A 17,183-nucleotide genomic window follows, 5' to 3' on the forward strand; every position below is an offset into this window, starting at 1 on the left:
AATACAAAACCAAAAAATATCATTCCAATTAATCATCCAAGATACTTATAGGAGGCCAATTATCTAAACGCATTCCTAAAGATAAATTTCTCGCCGCTAATACATCTTTAATTTCAGTTAAAGATTTTTTTCCTAAATTAGGAGTTTTAAGCAATTCGACTTCTGTTTTTTGAACCAAATCTCCAATATAATGTATCAATTCTGCTTTTAAACAATTTGCAGATCTTACAGTTAATTCTAAGTCATCAACTGAACGAAGCAAAATTGGCTCAAATTCTGGTTTTTCCTCTTTAACTTCTGGTTCACGAATATCTCGCAAATCTACAAATGCTTCTAACTGATCTGATAAAATAGTAGCAGCTCTCCGAATAGCTTCTTCAGGATCAATAGTACCATTAGTCTTCATTTCTATTACTAGTTTATCTAAATCAGTCCTCTGTGCTACCCTAGCAGCTTCTACATTATATACAATACGTTCTATTGGGCTATAACATGCATCTACCAATAATTTTCCTATAGAATGTTCTCTATCTATTAAATTCATTCTAGAAGATGCAGTAACATATCCTCTACCTCTTTCTACTTTGATTCTCATAATAATTGATACATTTTCATATGTTAAATTACAAATAACATGTTCAGGATTTACAATTTCCACATCACTGCTATGATTAATATCAGATGCTTTTACTATACCTACACCAGACTTATTTAAAGTAAGTATCACTTGATCCTTTCCATACAATTTTACTGCTAATCCTTTTAAATTAAGTAAAATTTCAATAATATCTTCTTTAATCCCTTCCTTAGTGCTATATTCATGTAGTATTCCTTCAATTTCTACTTCTGTTACTGCACAACCAGGCATAGAAGACAATAAAATTCGACGCAAAGCATTTCCAAGCGTGTGACCAAAACCACGTTCTAGCGGTTCAAGAGTGATTTTAGCATGTGTTACACTAATATGTTCAATACCTACTAATCTCGGCTTTAGGAACTCATTCACAAAACTTTGCATTATTTCTCCTTATAGCCAAATTAATACTTTTATTTAGAATAAAGTTCAATAATTAAATGTTCATTAATTTCTGCAGATAAATCGGAACGCTCGGGTATTCGTTTAAATATACCCTCCATTTTAGACGCGTTAACTTCTATCCAAGATGGTTTTTCACGTTGTTCTACTAACTCTAAAGCTGCTCTTATGCGAGTTTGTTTTTGTGATTTTTCACGAATGCTAACAGAACAACCAGGATAAACTTGATAAGAAGGAATATTTACTATTTTTTTATTAACTAAAATTGATTTATGACATACTAATTGACGAGCTTCAGAACGCGTAGTTCCAAATCCCATTCTATAAACTACATTATCCAAACGACTTTCTAATAACACTAATAACTTTTCTCCCGTATTTCCTTTTAATCTTACAGAACGTTTATAGTAATTTCGAAACTGAGATTCTAAAACACCATATAAACGACGGACTTTTTGTTTTTCCCGTAATTGAATACCATAATCTGATAAACGAGATCTTTTAGAACCATGTTGACCTGGAAGTTGTTCTAATTTACATTTAGAATCAAGTGACCTCATTCCAGATTTTAAAAATAAATCCGTTCCTTCTCTACGAGATAACTTTAATTTTGGACCTAGATACTTTGCCATCTTTTATTTCCTAATTTAAAAAATAACTTATACTCGTCTCTTTTTAGGTGGGCGACAACCATTATGAGGAATAGGAGTAACATCAGTAATATTAGTAATACGAAAACCAGCAGAATTTAATGCTCTAATAGTTGATTCTCGACCAGGTCCTGGACCTTTTACAACTACTTCTAAGTTTTTAATACCATAATCCTTTACCATTTCTGAACAACGCTCAGCAGCTACTTGAGCTGCAAAAGGAGTAGATTTTCTAGATCCTCTAAATCCAGATCCTCCTGAAGTTGCCCACCCTAAAACATTTCCTTGTCGATCACTAATAGATACAATAGTATTATTGAAAGAAGCATGAATATGCGCTATACCATCTAATATTTGTTGCTTAATACGTTTTTTAACACGAACAAGATCTTTTGCTGCCATAATCGTCAACCTTAATATTATTTTTTAACTAATTTACGAGCACCTTTTCTAGTACGAGCATTAGTCTTTGTTCTTTGTCCTCGAACTGGAAGATTTTTTCGATGACGCAATCCGCGATAACAACCTAAGTCTACTAAACGTTTTATATTTAAATTCACTTCTCTACGCAAGTCACCTTCAACAATGAACTTAGATATTTCATTTCTTAATAGTTCTACTTGACTTTCAGTTAAATTCCGCGTTTTAATAGATTCAGATATGCCTGTTAAAGAACAAATTAATTTAGATCGCTTTTTTCCTATTCCATATATACTCATTAATGCAATAATAATATGCTTATTATCAGGAATATTAATACCTGCTATACGTGCCATCAAAACCTCCACAAATTCATCAATCAAACTAACACATTCTCATTAACAAAATAAAACTTTAAAAATTAAAAATAATATCCAAAAAATATACTCTATAACACATAAATTTTATAGGATGTTTATCCCTGACGTTGTTTATGCTTAGGATCTATACTGCAAATGATATAAACCACATTAGATCTACGAACAATTTTACAATTTCTGCATAACTTTCCTACTGAAGCACGAACTTTCATAATAAATACCTATCATGCAAATATTTACAACTCACTTTAAATATTTAAATTAGATTTTTTTAACACAGATTCATATTGAGTTGACATAATGTGTGTTTGTATTTGAGAAATAAAATCTATAATAACTACTACTACAATTAATAATGACGTACCACCAAAATAAAACGGAACATCCATAGATATACGCATAAATTCTGGTATAAGACAAATAAACATCATATAAATAGAGCCAATTAACGTTAACCTCAACATAACTTTATTAATATATTTAGCTGTTTGCATACCAGGTCTAATTCCAGAAATAAAAGCTCCGGATTTTTTTAAATGATCTGCTGTTTCACGAGAATTAAAAACTAATTTAGTATAAAAAAAACAAAAGAAAACAATAGTTACCATGTAAAAAAATATATATAATGGTTGAGTTGGTTGCAAATAAAAAGAAAGAGTTATTAACCATTTCCAATTGTAGCCTCCACCAAACCAAGATACTATAGAAATAGGAAATAATATAATACTAGACGTAAAAATAGCTGGAATAACACCTGCCATATTTAACTTTAAAGGAAGATGAGTGTTTTTTTCAGAATAAATTCGACGTTTTTGGTAATTTTTGGCATAATTAATATTAATTTTTCTATGACTCCTTTCAAAAAATACTACAAAAAATATCACTAAAAACACAATTAAGATTATTCCAAACAATAAAAAAAAATGTAAACTACCTTGTTGAACTTTGGCTAATGTATGCCCAATAGCAGACGGCAAACCAGAGACAATACCTGAAAATATTATTATTGAAATACCATTTCCAATACCTTTGTCAGTAATTAATTCTCCTAACCACATTAAAAACATTGTACCTGTTACTAAACTAATAACAGAAATACAATAAAAACACATATTAGGATTAATAACTAAATTGTTAACACCAGATATATTTGGTAAACTTATAGAAACTCCAATAGCTTGTAATCCAGCTAACATTAAAGTAGTATATTTTATATATACATTAATTTTTTGACGCCCTTCCTCTCCATTTTTTTTTATTTCTATAAATTTCGGATATACTAATGTAAGCATTTGTATAATAATAGAAGCCGATATAAAAGGCATAATACCTAATGCAAAAATTGAAGCTCTACTTAAAGATCCGCCTGAAAACATATTAAACATTTCTATAAGAGTGCCTTGATGATGTTGTAATAATTGTGATAAAACTGCAGTATCAATTCCAGGAATAGGAATAAATGATCCTATTCTAAAAATTATTAAAGAAATAAATACAAAAAAAATTCTTCTTTTCAATTCACTAAATTTAGTACCAACGATTGGAGATTTTCTTTTAAATATTTTTTCTGTCATAATACCTCTACTTATTATTTTTGAATTTTTCCACCAGAAAATTCAATCATATTGCGTACTCCTTGTGTAACATGTAATCCACGAATAGTTAATGGCGAAGTGACATTTCCAGATAAAATTATCTTAACAAATTTTACATGTTTGTTAATTACATTAAATTGTTTCAATAAATTCAAATCAATAACTTTATTAGAAAATCTTAATAATTCTGATAACCTAACTTCAATTTTATTTTTATTTTTTAAAGAAACAAATCCATACTTTGGAATACGCCTATATAAAGGAGTTTGACCTCCTTCAAACCCTCTATTTATTTTTCCTCCAGAACGAGATTTTTGACCCTTATGTCCTCTTCCTGCTGTTTTTCCCAATCCAGATCCAATTCCTCTACCCTTTCTTTTGCGCATTCTATAAGAACCGATTGCCGGAGATAAATTATTTAGATACATTCTAATTATTCCTATTTAGCAACAATTGAATTAATTTTTAACATATAAGATATTTTTTGAATCATTCCTCGAATAGAAGGTGTATCTTGAAGTTTTACTGTATGACCTATACGACGCAATCCCAATCCAATCAAAGTTGCTTTATGTTTTGGTAATCGTCCTATTGCACTTTTTATTTGAGTAACACTAATATATTTAATCATAATATTATACCAAAACATCTCTAATTGATTTATTACGTTTAGCTGCTATCATTTTTGGAGATTTCATTTTTTCTAAACAAGCTATAGTAGCTCGTACTACATTAATAGGATTAGTTGATCCATAAGTTTTTGCTAATACATCATAAATACCCGCCACCTCCAATACTGATCTCATAGCACCACCAGCAATAATCCCAGTTCCTTCTGATGCTGGTTTCATAAATATATTCGAACCAGTGTAAGATCCAACAATAGAATGATGTAATGTGTTTTTATTTAAAGCAACATTAATCATGTTTCGACGCGCTTTTTCCATAGCTTTTTGAATTGCAGCAGGAACTTCACGAGCCTTTCCATATCCAAATCCTACTCTTCCATTACCATTACCTACTACTGTTAAAGCTGTAAATGAAAAAATTCGACCACCTTTTACTGTTTTTGAAACACGATTTACTGATATTAACTTTTCTTTTAAATCTAAACTATTTTTTTTATCTGTATGCATTGCCATCATATTATTTTTCCTAAAATTCTAATCCTGCTTTTCTCGCAGCATCAGCTAAAGCCTTAACTCGACCATGATATTGAAAACCAGAACGATCAAAAGAAACATTCTTAATTCCACTTTTTAAAGCTCGTTTTGCAATAACATTACCAACAGCAACAGCAGCTTCCACATTTCCTGTATACTTAATTGACTGTGATATTTTTTTTTCCAAAGTAGAAGCAACTGCTAAAACTAAAGAACTCCTAGGAGAAATAATTTGAGCATAAATATGTCTAGAAGTACGATGAACAATCAAACGAATAGATTGTAATTCCTTAAATTTACACCGCATCTTAGTTGCCCTACGAATGCGAGCTTTTCTTTTATTAACTGGCAACATCATATTATTTCTTTTTAGCCTCTTTTATGCGAACAACTTCATCACTATAACGAATACCTTTACCTTTATATGGTTCTGGTACTCTATTGGACCGTATATCAGCTGCTACTTGACCTACCAATTGCTTATTAGCGCCCTTAACAATTATCTCTGATGGAGATAAACACTCTACAGTAATACCTTTTGGAACTAAATATTTTATTACATGAGAATAACCCAAAAACATATGCAAAACATTAGTACCTACTACAGAAATTCTATAACCTACACCTAATAATTGTAATTTTTTAAAAAACCCTATTGTTACACCCAAAATCATCGAATTAACCAATGATCTAGACGTTCCTGCTTGCGCCCAACCTTTAGAAGAATTAATCCTGCTCTTAAAAGTTAAACGATTACTAATACAAGTAACTAATACACTATTGTTAATAGTACAACTAAGAGTATTATTAGCTCTTTCAACAGTAATAGTATGTCCTACTAACGTAACAGAAACATCAAAAGGAACAACAATGGCTTTTTTTGCTACACGAGACATGTTCTTCTCCAATTAAGCTACATGACAAATAACTTCACCACCCAGACCAATTCGACGCGCTGATTTATCAGTCATCACCCCTTTTGAAGTAGAAATTATAGCTATACCAAGTCCGTCCATAACTTTTGGTAATCTATTTTTTCTATTATATATTCGTAAACTAGGAGAACTAATTCTCTTAACAGCTTCAATTACAGGTTTTCCATTGAAATATTTTAATATCAATTTTAATTGTAGCTTATTAACGCAATTTTTTATTGCATAATTTATAATATATCCTTCTTCTTTTAAAACCATACTAATAGCTACTTTTAATTTTGAAGAAGGCATAATCACTGATATTTTATTAGCTAATTGACTGTTACGAATTCTAGTCAACATATCTGCTATAGGATCTTGCATAGTCATACATGTTACTCCGAAAAAACATTAATAATTTTACCAGCTAGCTTTTTTCAATCCAGGAATTTCACCTTTCATAGCTGCTTCTCGTACCTTTATTCGACTTAATCCAAATTTTCTCAAAAAAGCATGCGGACGTCCAGTTTGACGACAACGATTACGTTGACGAATAGGACTAGAATCCCGAGGAAATCCCTGTAACTTCAATACAGCATTCCAACGATTTTCCTTAGAAATAGTTATATCAGATATAATAGCTTTAAGACGGTTTCTTTTTACAAAAAACTTGTTAGCCAATTTAATACGTTTAACTTCACGTGCTTTCATTGATTGTTTAGCCATTGTTATAATTTTACCTCATTTACAAAATGGAAAATTAAAAGAAGATAATAACGCACGACCTTCTTTATTAGACATTGCAGTAGTAGTAATAGTAACATTGATACCTCTAATACGATCTATTTTATCGTAATCGATTTCAGGAAAAATTATTTGTTCACGAATTCCAATGCTGTAATTCCCTCTTCCATCAAAAGACTTTTCAGATAAACCTCGAAAATCACGAATTCTAGGTATTGCTATAACAATCAATCGTTCTAAAAAATCCCATTTCTTTTTTCCACGTAAAGTAACTTTACAACCAATAGGATATCCTTTACGAATTTTAAAACTAGAAACTGATTTACGTGCTTTAGTAACTAATGGTTTTTGACCAGATATTTTAGTTAAATCAGAAATAGCGTTTTCAAGATGCTTTTTATCTACTGATGCTAATCCTACTCCAATGTTCAAAGTGATTTTATCTATTTTAGGAACTTGCATAACAGAAGAATAATTGAACTCGCTCATCAACTTTTTTAATATTTCGGTTTGATAATAGTTACGTAAAAATGACACTAGAAATACTCCATTTTACTTAATAATAATATTATTTGATTTAAAAAACCTTACTTTTTTATTATTTTCTATCTTAAAACCAATACGATCTGATTTATTTGTAGTAGGATTTAAAATAGCTATGTTAGAAATATGAATACTAGCTTCTTTTGTTATAATTCCTCCTGTTATATTTTGATCTGGAATAGATTTTTGATGTTTTTTTACTAAATTAATTCCCTCTAAAATTACTCTCCTATTAGACAATAATTTTTTAACTATTCCCACTTTACCTTTTTCTTTTCCTGTTATTACTATAACTTTATCATTTTTTTTAATTTTTGCTGCCATAATAATAGATTCTCATTATAATACTTCTGGAGCTAGTGATATGATTTTCATAAACCTTTCATTTCTTAATTCCCTCGTGACAGGACCAAAAATTCTTGTACCCAAAGGCTGATCATTATTATTTAATATCACGCACGAATTAATATCAAATCTAATAATAGAACCATCAATCCTTTTTATACCTTTTTTCGTCCTAACTACAACAGCTTTATAAATTTCTCCTTTTTTCACCTTACCTCTAGGTATAGCTTCTTTAATAGCTACTTTAATAACGTCACCTATATTTGCATATCTACGACGTGAACCACCAAGAACTTTAATACACAACGCAACACGCGCGCCAGAATTATCAGCAACATCTAATATGCTCTGTTCTTGAATCATACAATACTTCTCCATATAATAATAACAAGATAAATATCTTGATCAATATACATATTAATTAGTTTATCAAAAATAAATCAAACATGAATAGCAAATATCTAAATACTACTCATGTTAATGTTACACAATATTTATCATCAAACTATAGATTTTTTAACAATACGTACTAACATCCACGATTTTGTTTTAGAAATAGGACGACATTCACGAATTTCTACTACATCTCCTAATGAACATTCATTTTTATCATCATGAATATGTAACTTAGTTGTACGTTTAATAAATTTTTTATATAACGGATGTTTAATGACACGTTCAACAGAAACCACCGAAGATTTCTGCATTTTATTACTAATCACGCAACCTAATAACGTCCGAATCTTTTTACTCACTGTAATTTTCCTTTCTAGTTAACAAAAAATTAATTCTAGCAATATTACGACGCGCTAGTCGCAGTAAATGTAATTTTTGTAGTTTTTTAGAAGAAAATTGTAAACGAAGACTAAATTGTTCTTTCAACAAACTGACTAATTCAATATTCAATTCTTGTACAGTTTTTTTTTTGCATTATTTAAAATCATAATATTATACTCTTAGTTACAAACACAGTTTTTATAGGTAATTTTGACGAAGCTAATCTAAAAGCTTCTCTAGAAATTTCTTCAGATACACCACCAATTTCATATAAAATTTTTCCTGGTTGCACTAAAGCGACCCAATATTCTACATTACCTTTTCCTTTACCCATCCTTACTTCCAAAGGTTTTTGAGTAATTGGTTTGTCCGGAAAAATACGAATCCAAATTTTTCCTTGTCTCTTAATAGACCGAGAAATTGCCCTCCTAGCTGATTCAATCTGACTTGCTTTTAATCGTCCTCTACTAATAGCTTTCAAACCATAAGATCCAAAACTAATGTCTGTACCAACAGCAAGACCTCGATTACGACCTTTATGCATTTTTCGAAATTTTGTTCTTTTGGGTTGCAACATTAGAATTTATCCTTATTTTTTATATTTTTTTTGATGTTTTCTAAATTTAGTAGGAGGTTTTTCTAACTTTGGTACAGATGCAATACCACCTAAAATTTCACCTTTAAATATCCATACTTTTACACCAATTACTCCATAAGTAGTATAAGCTTCAGATAAACTATAATCAATATCAGCCCTCAAAGTATGTAAAGGAACCCTACCCTCTCTATACCACTCTCTTCGTGCTATTTCAACTCCACCCAAACGTCCACTGATTTCTATTTTAATGCCTTTAGCTCCTTGTCTCATTGTATTTTGTACAGCACGTTTCATAGCACGTCGAAACATTATTCTACGTTCTAATTGAGAAGTAATATTATCTGCTACTAATTTTGCATCTAATTCTGGCTGTCGAACTTCAGAAATATTGATTTGAGCGGTAACGCCTGTAATTTGTGTAATCGCTAATCTTAATTTCTCTACATCTTCACCTTTTTTTCCTATCACAATACCAGGACGTGCACTATATATTGTTATTCTAATACTTTTTGAAGGGCGTTCAATAACAATACGAGAAATTGAAGCTTTAAATAACTTAGTTTTTAAAAACTCACGTACTCTAAAATCACTATTTAAAATTTCTGCGAAGTTTTTAGTACTAGAAAACCATACAGAATTCCAGTGTCTAATTATTCCTAATCTCATGCCATTAGGATGTACTTTTTGTCCCATTAACTAGTTCTCCAAACTATTATAAACGATCAGAAACAACTAAAGTGATATGACTTGTACGCTTCAAAATCCGATCTGCGCGACCCTTAGCACGTGGCATCATTCTTTTCATAGTTGGGCCTTCATCGACAAAAATTTTTGTTATAATTAAATTATTTACATCCCTATCATTATTATGTTCTGCATTAGCTATAGCAGATTGCAATACTTTTTTAACTAATATTGATGCTTTTTTATTATTAAAATGTAAAATATTTAAAGCGTGCATAACCTTTTTTCCTCTAATCAAATTAGCTACCAATCGTACTTTTTGAGCAGAAGATCGAGCTTGACGATGCTTAGCAATTATTTCCATATTACACATTTCCTTTAACGTTTTTGAACTTTCTTATCAGAAACATGACCACGATACATACGAGTAGCAGAAAATTCACCTAATTTATGTCCAACCATGTCTTCAGTAATAAATATTGGAATATGTTGACGACCATTATGAACTGATATCGTTAAACCGATCATATTAGGAAAAACAGTTGAACGACGAGACCAAGTTCGTATCAGTTTTTTATCATGATTCTTAACAGCTTTTTCTACTTTTTTAAGTAACGATGCATCAATAAAAGGACCTTTTTTAAGAGAACGTGGCATTTATTTTTCCTCCTTAAATTATTTATTACGCCTTCTTACAATAAATCGATCAGTACGTTTATTTCTTCTAGTTTTTTTACCTTTAGTTTGCAACCCCCATGGACTAACTGGATGTTTTCCAAAGTTCCTCCCTTCCCCACCTCCATGAGGATGATCAACTGGATTCATTGCTGTTCCTCTAACAGTAGGACGAATTCCACGCCAACGCGAAGAACCAGCTTTACCTAAAATTACTAACATGTGTTCTTCATTTCCTACTTCACCAATAGTAGCTCTACATCTTGATTCTAATCTTCTTATTTCTCCAGATCGTAAACGTAAAGTTACGTATTTTTCTTCTTTTGAAATCAATTGAACACTAGATCCTGCAGATCTAGCTATTTGTGCTCCTTTTCCAGGTTTTATTTCTACATTATGAATTGTTGTTCCAACAGGAATATTTTTCATAGGCAAAACATTTCCTGATTTTATGTCAGATAATTCTCCTGAAATTATCTTATCACCTATTTTTAAACCCTTTGGAGATAAAATATATTTTCTTTCTCCATCCTTATATAAAACCAAAGCAATATTTGCAGATCGATTTGGATCATATTCTAATCGTTCAACAATAGCAGGAACATTGTCTTTATTTCTTTTAAAATCAATAATTCTATAAGATCTTTTATGACCTCCTCCTATATGACGAGTAGTAATACGACCATGATTATTTCGACCTCCACTTTTACTGTTTTTCTCCACTAAAGGAGCATAAGGCTTTCCTTTATATAAATTATAATTAACTAATTTTACAACATGACGGCGACCTGGAGATGTTGGTTTACATTTAATAATAGCCATATTTTTCTCCTTCAATACACATTTATTCTATATGTCCCATAAAATTAATATCTTGTCCCTTTTTTAAAGAAATATAAACTTTTTTCCAACTACGCAAATAACTAGTACGACCATTCTTTTGTTTTTTTTTACCTTGCACGATTAATGTATTAATACATTTTACCTGTACTTTAAATAAATTTTGTATAGCTTGTTTAATTTCTATTTTTGTTGTACGCATAGGAACTTTTGCTACTACAGTATTAAATTTTTCTGCAGAAATAGAAGATTTTTCAGAAATATGCGGAAAAAAAAAGATTTTTAACAATTTTTTTTCATTAATCATAGTAGTGATTTTTCCACTTGTTTAATAGCTTTAGAAGTAATAATGACATTTTTAAACATAATTAAACTTACCGGATCAATAGAACTAATAGTCTTAATATTTACTTTATATAAATTTCGTGAAGCTAAAAATATATTTTTATCCCTAACTATCTTTATAATCAAAACATCAGATATCTTTATAGACTTTAATTTAGTAACTAAAAATCGAGTTTTAGGCATATCTATAGAAAAATTTTCGAAAATAAACAACCGATTTTTTCTAATTAACTCTGAGAAAATACTTCTTAAAGCACCGCGATACATCTTTTTATTAACTTTTTGACAGAAATTTCTAGATTTAGCCGCAAAAGTTACACCACCAGATCTCCATATAGGGCTTCTCAGAGAACCAGCCCTTGCGCGTCCCGTTCCCTTTTGACGCCATGGTTTTTTTCCTGATCCAGATACTTCAGAACGACTCTTTTGTGATTTAGTTCCTTGCCGAGTACTAGAAGAATAAGAAGTAACAACTTGATGTACTAATGCTTCATTAAAACTACAGTTAAAAACCATATCAGATACATTAATAACACTTCCTTTATCTTTGAGCACTAATTCCACTATTTTTTACTCCTTTCACCTTAACTGCTGGTTTAACAATAAGGTCACTTCCTTTAGCACCAGGAACTGATCCTTTTACCAGAAGTAAATTACGATTTAAATCAATTCTAACTATATCTAAATTTTGTATAGTCACCCGATGATTACCTAATCTACCTGCCATATTTTTACCTTTAAAGACTCTACCAGGCGTTTGATTTTGTCCAATAGAACCAGGAGCTCGATGAGATAAAGAGTTTCCATGACTTGCATCTTGAGTCCGAAAATGCCATCGCTTAACTGTACCACAAAATCCTTTTCCTTTAGATCTTCCAACTACATCTACTTTTTTCAAATTCAAAAATAAATTTAAATTTAAACTTTGTCCTATTTTAAAATCCAACGCATTCTCGGTAATACGAAATTCCCATAAACCACGACCAATTTGCATTCCAGATCTAGAAAAATGACCTATTTCTGATTTTAAAAATTTTTTACTTTTTTTCACTCCAGTAGTAACTTGAACAGCATTATATTGATCAATATCTATGGTTTTCATTTGAACAATACGATTTTCTTGAATTTCAATAACAGTAACTGAAATTAAAATACCTTCTTTTGTAAAGATACTAGTCATTCCTACTTTTTTACCAATGAGACCAATCATGTGTTCTTCAATTCCTTTAATAATTTATTTGTGTAATTAACCCAAGCTAATTTGTACATCTACACCAGCAGCAAGGTCTAATCTCATCAAAGCATCAACTGTTTTTTCAGTAGGTTCAACAATATCAATGAGTCGTTTGTGTGTTCGAATTTCATATTGATCACGAGCATCTTTATTTACATGCGGAGAAATAAGTACAGTAAATCGTTCTTTGTGTGTTGGAAGAGGAATAGGTCCACGAACTTGTGCTCCAGTCCTTTTAGCCGTTTCAACAATTTCTGAAGTTGACTGATCTATTAACCTATGATCAAAAGCTTTAAGACGAATGCGTATTCTTTGGTTCTGCTGCATAAGACCAGAACTCCCATAATATAAAATTACAAAAAATTCTTCTTTTCAATTTCGAAAAGAATATGTTAATATTAAGTTATTAATACATAAAAAAGAACATATTTAAAAAATTTTAATAAAAATTACTGAAATATCATAAATAATTAAATAAATATTGAACTATTGAAAGATATAATACTCAGAAATATAAATAAACTATAGAATACACTTAACACTATAATTTATATACATAATTTAATCTATAATTCTAATATTAAAAAATTTTTGTATATGAAAACATTTTTATTTAAATTATTATAAAGCATGAAATAAGAAAATTCATTATTTTTTTGCAATTTATCTTACAAATATACTTTTATTAGACAACAACATAAAAAATTAAATTTTGAAATCAATATAAAATAAAAAAATCAAGAAAAGAGCAAAATTATGATTTCTTTTCTTGACTTAATTCCTATGATGCACGAAATATATTTTAAGTTAATTAATGACTTTAACTACAATTCCAGCACCTACAGTTTTTCCACCTTCCCGGATAGCAAAACGCAATCCATCCGCCATCGCAATAGGATGAATTAGAGTAATAACCATTTTAATATTATCTCCAGGCATAACCATTTCTATTCCTTCCGGAAGTTCAATGTAACCAGTAACATCTGTAGTACGAAAATAAAATTGAGGTCTATATCCTTTAAAAAATGGTGTATGACGCCCTCCTTCTTCTTTAGACAATACATATACTTCAGACTCAAATTTTATGTGAGGAGTAATTGTTCCTGGCTTGGATAATACTTGACCTCTTTCAATATCATCACGCTTAGTACCTCGCAATAGAACCCCAACATTCTCTCCCGCTCTACCCTCATCTAATAATTTCCTAAACATTTCTACACCAGTACATATGGTTTTAACAGTGGGTTTAATCCCTACAATTTCTACTTCTTCTCCTACTTTTATTATTCCTCGTTCTACACGACCAGTGACTACTGTTCCACGACCTGATATAGAAAAAACATCCTCTATAGGAAGTAAAAAAGGTTGATCAATAGATCTTTTAGGATCAGGAATATATGTATCCAATATATTTGCTAAATCAATTATTTTATTTTCCCACGCAACATTTCCTTCTAACGCTTTTAAAGCAGAACCTCGTATAATTGGAGTTTTTTCTCCAGGAAAATCATATTGAGTTAATAAATCACGAACTTCCATTTCAACTAATTCAAGTAGTTCTTCATCATCTACTATATCGCATTTATTTAAAAAAACAACAATATAAGGTACTCCCACCTGTCTACCTAATAAAATATGCTCACGAGTTTGAGGCATAGGACCATCTGTAGCAGCTACCACTAAAATTGCACCATCCATTTGAGCTGCCCCAGTAATCATATTTTTTATGTAATCAGCATGACCAGGACAGTCTACATGAGCATAATGTCTCACATTAGTATCGTACTCTACATGGGAAGTATTAATAGTAATTCCCCTTTCTTTTTCTTCTGGAGCGTTGTCTATTTGATCAAAAGCTCGTGCAGATCCTCCATATTTTTTCGCTAAAACAGTAGTAATAGCTGCTGTTAAAGTAGTTTTACCATGATCTACATGACCAATAGTACCTACATTTATATGAGGTTTTAAACGTTTAAATTTTTCTTTAGACACAACTATTTCCCTTTTTTTAAAAAATTTAATATAAAAAAATCAAAACTATCTATTTTCTCTTGCTTCAATAATAAAAGTTGCTATATTACTTGGAGATTCTGAATACTTTAAAAATTCCATAGAATATGAAGCTCTACCTTGTGTTTGTGAACGCAAATCAGTTGCATAACCAAACATTTCAGAAAGTGGTACTTGAGCAGAAATTGTTTTTCCCACCAACAAATCTTGCATACCTTCAATTACACCTCTTCTTCTATTTAAATCACCAATTACATCACCCATATATTCTTCTGGTGTTTCTATTTCAACTTTCATAATTGGTTCAAGTAATGTTGGCTTTGCATTTTTGAAAGCACTCTTAAATGCTAATGATGCAGCTAATTTAAATGCAATTTCAGAAGAATCAACGTCATGGTAAGAACCAAAATGCAACCGAACTCCAATGTTTAACACAGGATAACCAGCCAAAGGCCCACTATGTAATTGTTCTTGTATTCCTTTATCAATGGCAGAAATATATTCTCCTGGAATCACGCCTCCTTTAATGTCATTTATAAACTTATAATTTCCTTCACCAGATTTTAACGGAAACAAATCAATTACAACATGACCGTATTGACCTCTTCCTCCGGATTGTTTTATATACTTACCTTCAATATCATTTACATTATTTCTAATAGTTTCACGATAAGCAACCTGAGGATTACCTATATTTGCGCTAACACTAAATTCTCTTTTCATTCTCTCAATAATTATTTCTAAATGTAATTCACCCATACCAGAAATAATTGTTTGATTTGATTCTTTATCAGTCCATACTCTAAAAGAAGGATCTTCTTTAGCTAATCTACTTAAAGATGAACCCATTTTTTCTTGATCTGCTTTAGTTTTAGGCTCAACTGCAATAGAAATCACTGGATCAGGAAAATCCATTTGTTCTAATACAATGATATGATTAGGATCACATAAAGTATCACCAGTAGTTACACTTCTTAAACCAATCGCAGCAGCTATATCACCAGCTCTAACTTCTTTTATCTCTTCTCTCTTATTTGCATGCATTTGCACAATACGCCCAAAACGTTCTTTTTGACCTTTCACAGAATTAACAACAGTATCTCCAGAATTAACTACACCAGAATATACTCTAAAAAAAGTTAAATTCCCTACAAATGGATCTGTAGCAATCTTAAAAGCTAATGCAGAAAAAGGATCTTGATCATTTGAATAACGTACTGTCAAACCATTTTTTGTATTTTTTGAAACACCTTTAATAGAAGCAATATCACTCGGTGACGGCAAAAATTCAACTATGGCATCTAATAACGCCTGAACACCTTTGTTTTTAAAAGCAGATCCGCAAGTAACAAGAATTATTTCATTATTTAATGCTCGTTTACGAAGAGCAGTTTTAATTTCTTTTTCAGATATTGTTTCTCCTGATAAATATTTTTCCATTAAACATTCATCATTTTCTACTGCGCTTTCAATAAGGTTCTGATTCCATTTTTCAGACAACTTTTTTAAATACACTGGAATTTCTTCATAAGTGAATGTAGTTCCTTGATCCAAATTATTCCAATGAATTGCTTTCATTTTTATCAAATCAACAATTCCAACAAAACTATCTTCGGATCCAATAGGCAATTGAATAGGAATAGGATCAGCTCCAAGTCTTTTTTTTATTTGTTTAATTACATTAAAAAAATTTGCTCCCATGCGATCCATTTTATTTACAAAAGCAATCCTGGGAACATTATACTTATTTGCTTGCCTCCATACTGTTTCTGACTGAGGTTGTACTCCACCTACAGCACAATAAATCATAACCACACCATCTAATACTCGCATAGACCTTTCAACTTCTATAGTAAAATCTACGTGACCAGGAGTATCGATAATGTTAATCCTGTGCGGGGAGAATTGTTTAGCCATTCCAGACCAAAAAGTAGTAGTTGCAGCTGAAGTTATAGTAATACCTCTTTCCTGTTCTTGTTCCATCCAATCCATAGTTGCTGCGCCATCATGTACCTCACCAATCTTATGATTAATTCCTGTATAAAATAAAATCCGCTCAGTAGTAGTTGTTTTACCTGCATCTATATGAGCACTAATTCCTATATTTCTATATTGTATTATTGGTGTAGTACGTCCCATTATATTCCTCTAATTTTAAATTTTTATATAATATAATTTCATATAAAAACTAAAATTAATTATAAATTAATTAAAATTCATACATACTTTA

28 protein-coding genes and 1 pseudogene are annotated in these 17,183 nt (G+C 30.6%); all 29 read right to left on the reverse strand.

The annotated features are described in order from the left end of the window. Nucleotides 1-28: 28 nt before the first annotated feature. A complete protein-coding gene (gene rpoA / locus U0T59_02275) occupies nt 29-1,018 on the reverse strand; it encodes a DNA-directed RNA polymerase subunit alpha (protein ID XBC43242.1) in 990 nt (329 codons plus the stop codon). Nucleotides 1,019-1,047: 29 nt separating this feature from the next. Next, nucleotides 1,048-1,668 (reverse strand): 30S ribosomal protein S4, encoded by a 621-nt coding sequence (gene rpsD, locus U0T59_02280; GenBank protein ID XBC43243.1) that lies wholly within the window; start codon nt 1,666-1,668, stop codon nt 1,048-1,050. A 27-nt stretch (nt 1,669-1,695) separates the two neighbouring features. After that, a complete protein-coding gene (gene rpsK, locus U0T59_02285; protein XBC43244.1) occupies nt 1,696-2,088 on the reverse strand; it encodes a 30S ribosomal protein S11 in 393 nt (130 codons plus the stop codon). A gap of 17 nt (nt 2,089-2,105) precedes the next feature. Then, nucleotides 2,106-2,462 (reverse strand): 30S ribosomal protein S13, encoded by a 357-nt coding sequence (rpsM, locus tag U0T59_02290; GenBank protein XBC43245.1) that lies wholly within the window; start codon nt 2,460-2,462, stop codon nt 2,106-2,108. Nucleotides 2,463-2,581: 119 nt separating this feature from the next. Further along, nucleotides 2,582-2,698, reverse strand: a complete 117-nt coding sequence (gene rpmJ / locus U0T59_02295; GenBank protein XBC43246.1) for a 50S ribosomal protein L36 — start codon at nt 2,696-2,698, stop codon at nt 2,582-2,584. Between the two features lie 36 nt (nt 2,699-2,734). Further along, nucleotides 2,735-4,060 (reverse strand): preprotein translocase subunit SecY, encoded by a 1,326-nt coding sequence (secY, locus tag U0T59_02300; protein XBC43247.1) that lies wholly within the window; start codon nt 4,058-4,060, stop codon nt 2,735-2,737. A gap of 14 nt (nt 4,061-4,074) precedes the next feature. Next, nucleotides 4,075-4,509 (reverse strand): 50S ribosomal protein L15, encoded by a 435-nt coding sequence (rplO, locus tag U0T59_02305; protein XBC43248.1) that lies wholly within the window; start codon nt 4,507-4,509, stop codon nt 4,075-4,077. 11 nt (nt 4,510-4,520) lie between these two features. Then, on the reverse strand, nt 4,521-4,712 hold the full coding sequence (rpmD, locus tag U0T59_02310; GenBank protein ID XBC43249.1) for a 50S ribosomal protein L30: 192 nt from the start codon (nt 4,710-4,712) through the stop codon (nt 4,521-4,523). Nucleotides 4,713-4,716: 4 nt separating this feature from the next. Beyond that, on the reverse strand, nt 4,717-5,217 hold the full coding sequence (rpsE, locus tag U0T59_02315) for a 30S ribosomal protein S5 (protein ID XBC43588.1): 501 nt from the start codon (nt 5,215-5,217) through the stop codon (nt 4,717-4,719). A 19-nt stretch (nt 5,218-5,236) separates the two neighbouring features. Further along, nucleotides 5,237-5,599: a 50S ribosomal protein L18 gene (gene rplR / locus U0T59_02320; protein ID XBC43589.1), complete on the reverse strand. Its 363-nt coding sequence runs from the start codon at nt 5,597-5,599 to the stop codon at nt 5,237-5,239. A 4-nt stretch (nt 5,600-5,603) separates the two neighbouring features. Continuing rightward, nucleotides 5,604-6,140, reverse strand: a complete 537-nt coding sequence (rplF, locus tag U0T59_02325) for a 50S ribosomal protein L6 (protein ID XBC43250.1) — start codon at nt 6,138-6,140, stop codon at nt 5,604-5,606. A gap of 12 nt (nt 6,141-6,152) precedes the next feature. Continuing rightward, nucleotides 6,153-6,548, reverse strand: a complete 396-nt coding sequence (gene rpsH / locus U0T59_02330) for a 30S ribosomal protein S8 (protein ID XBC43251.1) — start codon at nt 6,546-6,548, stop codon at nt 6,153-6,155. Between the two features lie 30 nt (nt 6,549-6,578). Then, complete coding sequence (rpsN, locus tag U0T59_02335) at nt 6,579-6,884, reverse strand: 30S ribosomal protein S14 (GenBank protein XBC43252.1); 306 nt, start codon at nt 6,882-6,884, stop codon at nt 6,579-6,581. A 15-nt stretch (nt 6,885-6,899) separates the two neighbouring features. Beyond that, nucleotides 6,900-7,439 (reverse strand): 50S ribosomal protein L5, encoded by a 540-nt coding sequence (gene rplE / locus U0T59_02340; GenBank protein XBC43253.1) that lies wholly within the window; start codon nt 7,437-7,439, stop codon nt 6,900-6,902. Nucleotides 7,440-7,454: 15 nt separating this feature from the next. Continuing rightward, nucleotides 7,455-7,769, reverse strand: coding sequence for a 50S ribosomal protein L24 (gene rplX / locus U0T59_02345; GenBank protein XBC43254.1), 315 nt, complete (start codon nt 7,767-7,769; stop codon nt 7,455-7,457). A 15-nt stretch (nt 7,770-7,784) separates the two neighbouring features. Further along, the gene (rplN, locus tag U0T59_02350; protein ID XBC43590.1) at nt 7,785-8,153 is read right to left on the reverse strand and encodes a 50S ribosomal protein L14; all 369 of its coding nucleotides are present in this window, start codon (nt 8,151-8,153) and stop codon (nt 7,785-7,787) included. A 137-nt stretch (nt 8,154-8,290) separates the two neighbouring features. Further along, a complete protein-coding gene (gene rpsQ / locus U0T59_02355) occupies nt 8,291-8,545 on the reverse strand; it encodes a 30S ribosomal protein S17 (GenBank protein XBC43255.1) in 255 nt (84 codons plus the stop codon). Then, nucleotides 8,538-8,717: pseudogene (rpmC, locus tag U0T59_02360) on the reverse strand (50S ribosomal protein L29). Before rpmC ends, rpsQ begins: the two are co-directional and overlap by 8 nt. Before the next feature lie 13 nt (nt 8,718-8,730). Continuing rightward, a complete protein-coding gene (gene rplP / locus U0T59_02365; GenBank protein ID XBC43256.1) occupies nt 8,731-9,144 on the reverse strand; it encodes a 50S ribosomal protein L16 in 414 nt (137 codons plus the stop codon). A gap of 12 nt (nt 9,145-9,156) precedes the next feature. Beyond that, complete coding sequence (rpsC, locus tag U0T59_02370; GenBank protein ID XBC43257.1) at nt 9,157-9,858, reverse strand: 30S ribosomal protein S3; 702 nt, start codon at nt 9,856-9,858, stop codon at nt 9,157-9,159. Between the two features lie 19 nt (nt 9,859-9,877). After that, a complete protein-coding gene (gene rplV, locus U0T59_02375) occupies nt 9,878-10,213 on the reverse strand; it encodes a 50S ribosomal protein L22 (protein ID XBC43258.1) in 336 nt (111 codons plus the stop codon). Between the two features lie 14 nt (nt 10,214-10,227). Beyond that, the gene (gene rpsS / locus U0T59_02380; GenBank protein XBC43259.1) at nt 10,228-10,506 is read right to left on the reverse strand and encodes a 30S ribosomal protein S19; all 279 of its coding nucleotides are present in this window, start codon (nt 10,504-10,506) and stop codon (nt 10,228-10,230) included. A gap of 18 nt (nt 10,507-10,524) precedes the next feature. Continuing rightward, nucleotides 10,525-11,346 carry a 50S ribosomal protein L2 gene (gene rplB, locus U0T59_02385; protein XBC43260.1) on the reverse strand — a complete coding sequence of 274 codons (822 nt, stop codon included), beginning with the start codon at nt 11,344-11,346 and terminating at the stop codon, nt 10,525-10,527. 22 nt (nt 11,347-11,368) lie between these two features. Further along, nucleotides 11,369-11,671: a 50S ribosomal protein L23 gene (rplW, locus tag U0T59_02390; GenBank protein XBC43261.1), complete on the reverse strand. Its 303-nt coding sequence runs from the start codon at nt 11,669-11,671 to the stop codon at nt 11,369-11,371. Further along, nucleotides 11,668-12,273, reverse strand: a complete 606-nt coding sequence (gene rplD / locus U0T59_02395; protein ID XBC43262.1) for a 50S ribosomal protein L4 — start codon at nt 12,271-12,273, stop codon at nt 11,668-11,670. Before rplD ends, rplW begins: the two co-directional genes overlap by 4 nt. Further along, nucleotides 12,251-12,919, reverse strand: coding sequence for a 50S ribosomal protein L3 (gene rplC, locus U0T59_02400; GenBank protein XBC43263.1), 669 nt, complete (start codon nt 12,917-12,919; stop codon nt 12,251-12,253). The genes rplD and rplC overlap by 23 nt, the downstream gene beginning before the upstream one ends. A 36-nt stretch (nt 12,920-12,955) precedes the next feature. After that, nucleotides 12,956-13,270: a 30S ribosomal protein S10 gene (gene rpsJ, locus U0T59_02405; GenBank protein XBC43264.1), complete on the reverse strand. Its 315-nt coding sequence runs from the start codon at nt 13,268-13,270 to the stop codon at nt 12,956-12,958. Nucleotides 13,271-13,750: 480 nt separating this feature from the next. Beyond that, the gene (gene tuf / locus U0T59_02410) at nt 13,751-14,935 is read right to left on the reverse strand and encodes an elongation factor Tu (GenBank protein XBC43265.1); all 1,185 of its coding nucleotides are present in this window, start codon (nt 14,933-14,935) and stop codon (nt 13,751-13,753) included. A 45-nt stretch (nt 14,936-14,980) separates the two neighbouring features. Continuing rightward, nucleotides 14,981-17,092 (reverse strand): elongation factor G, encoded by a 2,112-nt coding sequence (fusA, locus tag U0T59_02415; protein ID XBC43266.1) that lies wholly within the window; start codon nt 17,090-17,092, stop codon nt 14,981-14,983. Between the last annotated feature and the right edge of the window lie 91 nt (nt 17,093-17,183).

Origin of the sequence: Buchnera aphidicola (Meitanaphis flavogallis), assembly GCA_039830035.1 — a bacterium.
In the GTDB taxonomy this organism is placed as follows: domain Bacteria; phylum Pseudomonadota; class Gammaproteobacteria; order Enterobacterales; family Enterobacteriaceae; genus Buchnera_B; species Buchnera_B aphidicola_AZ.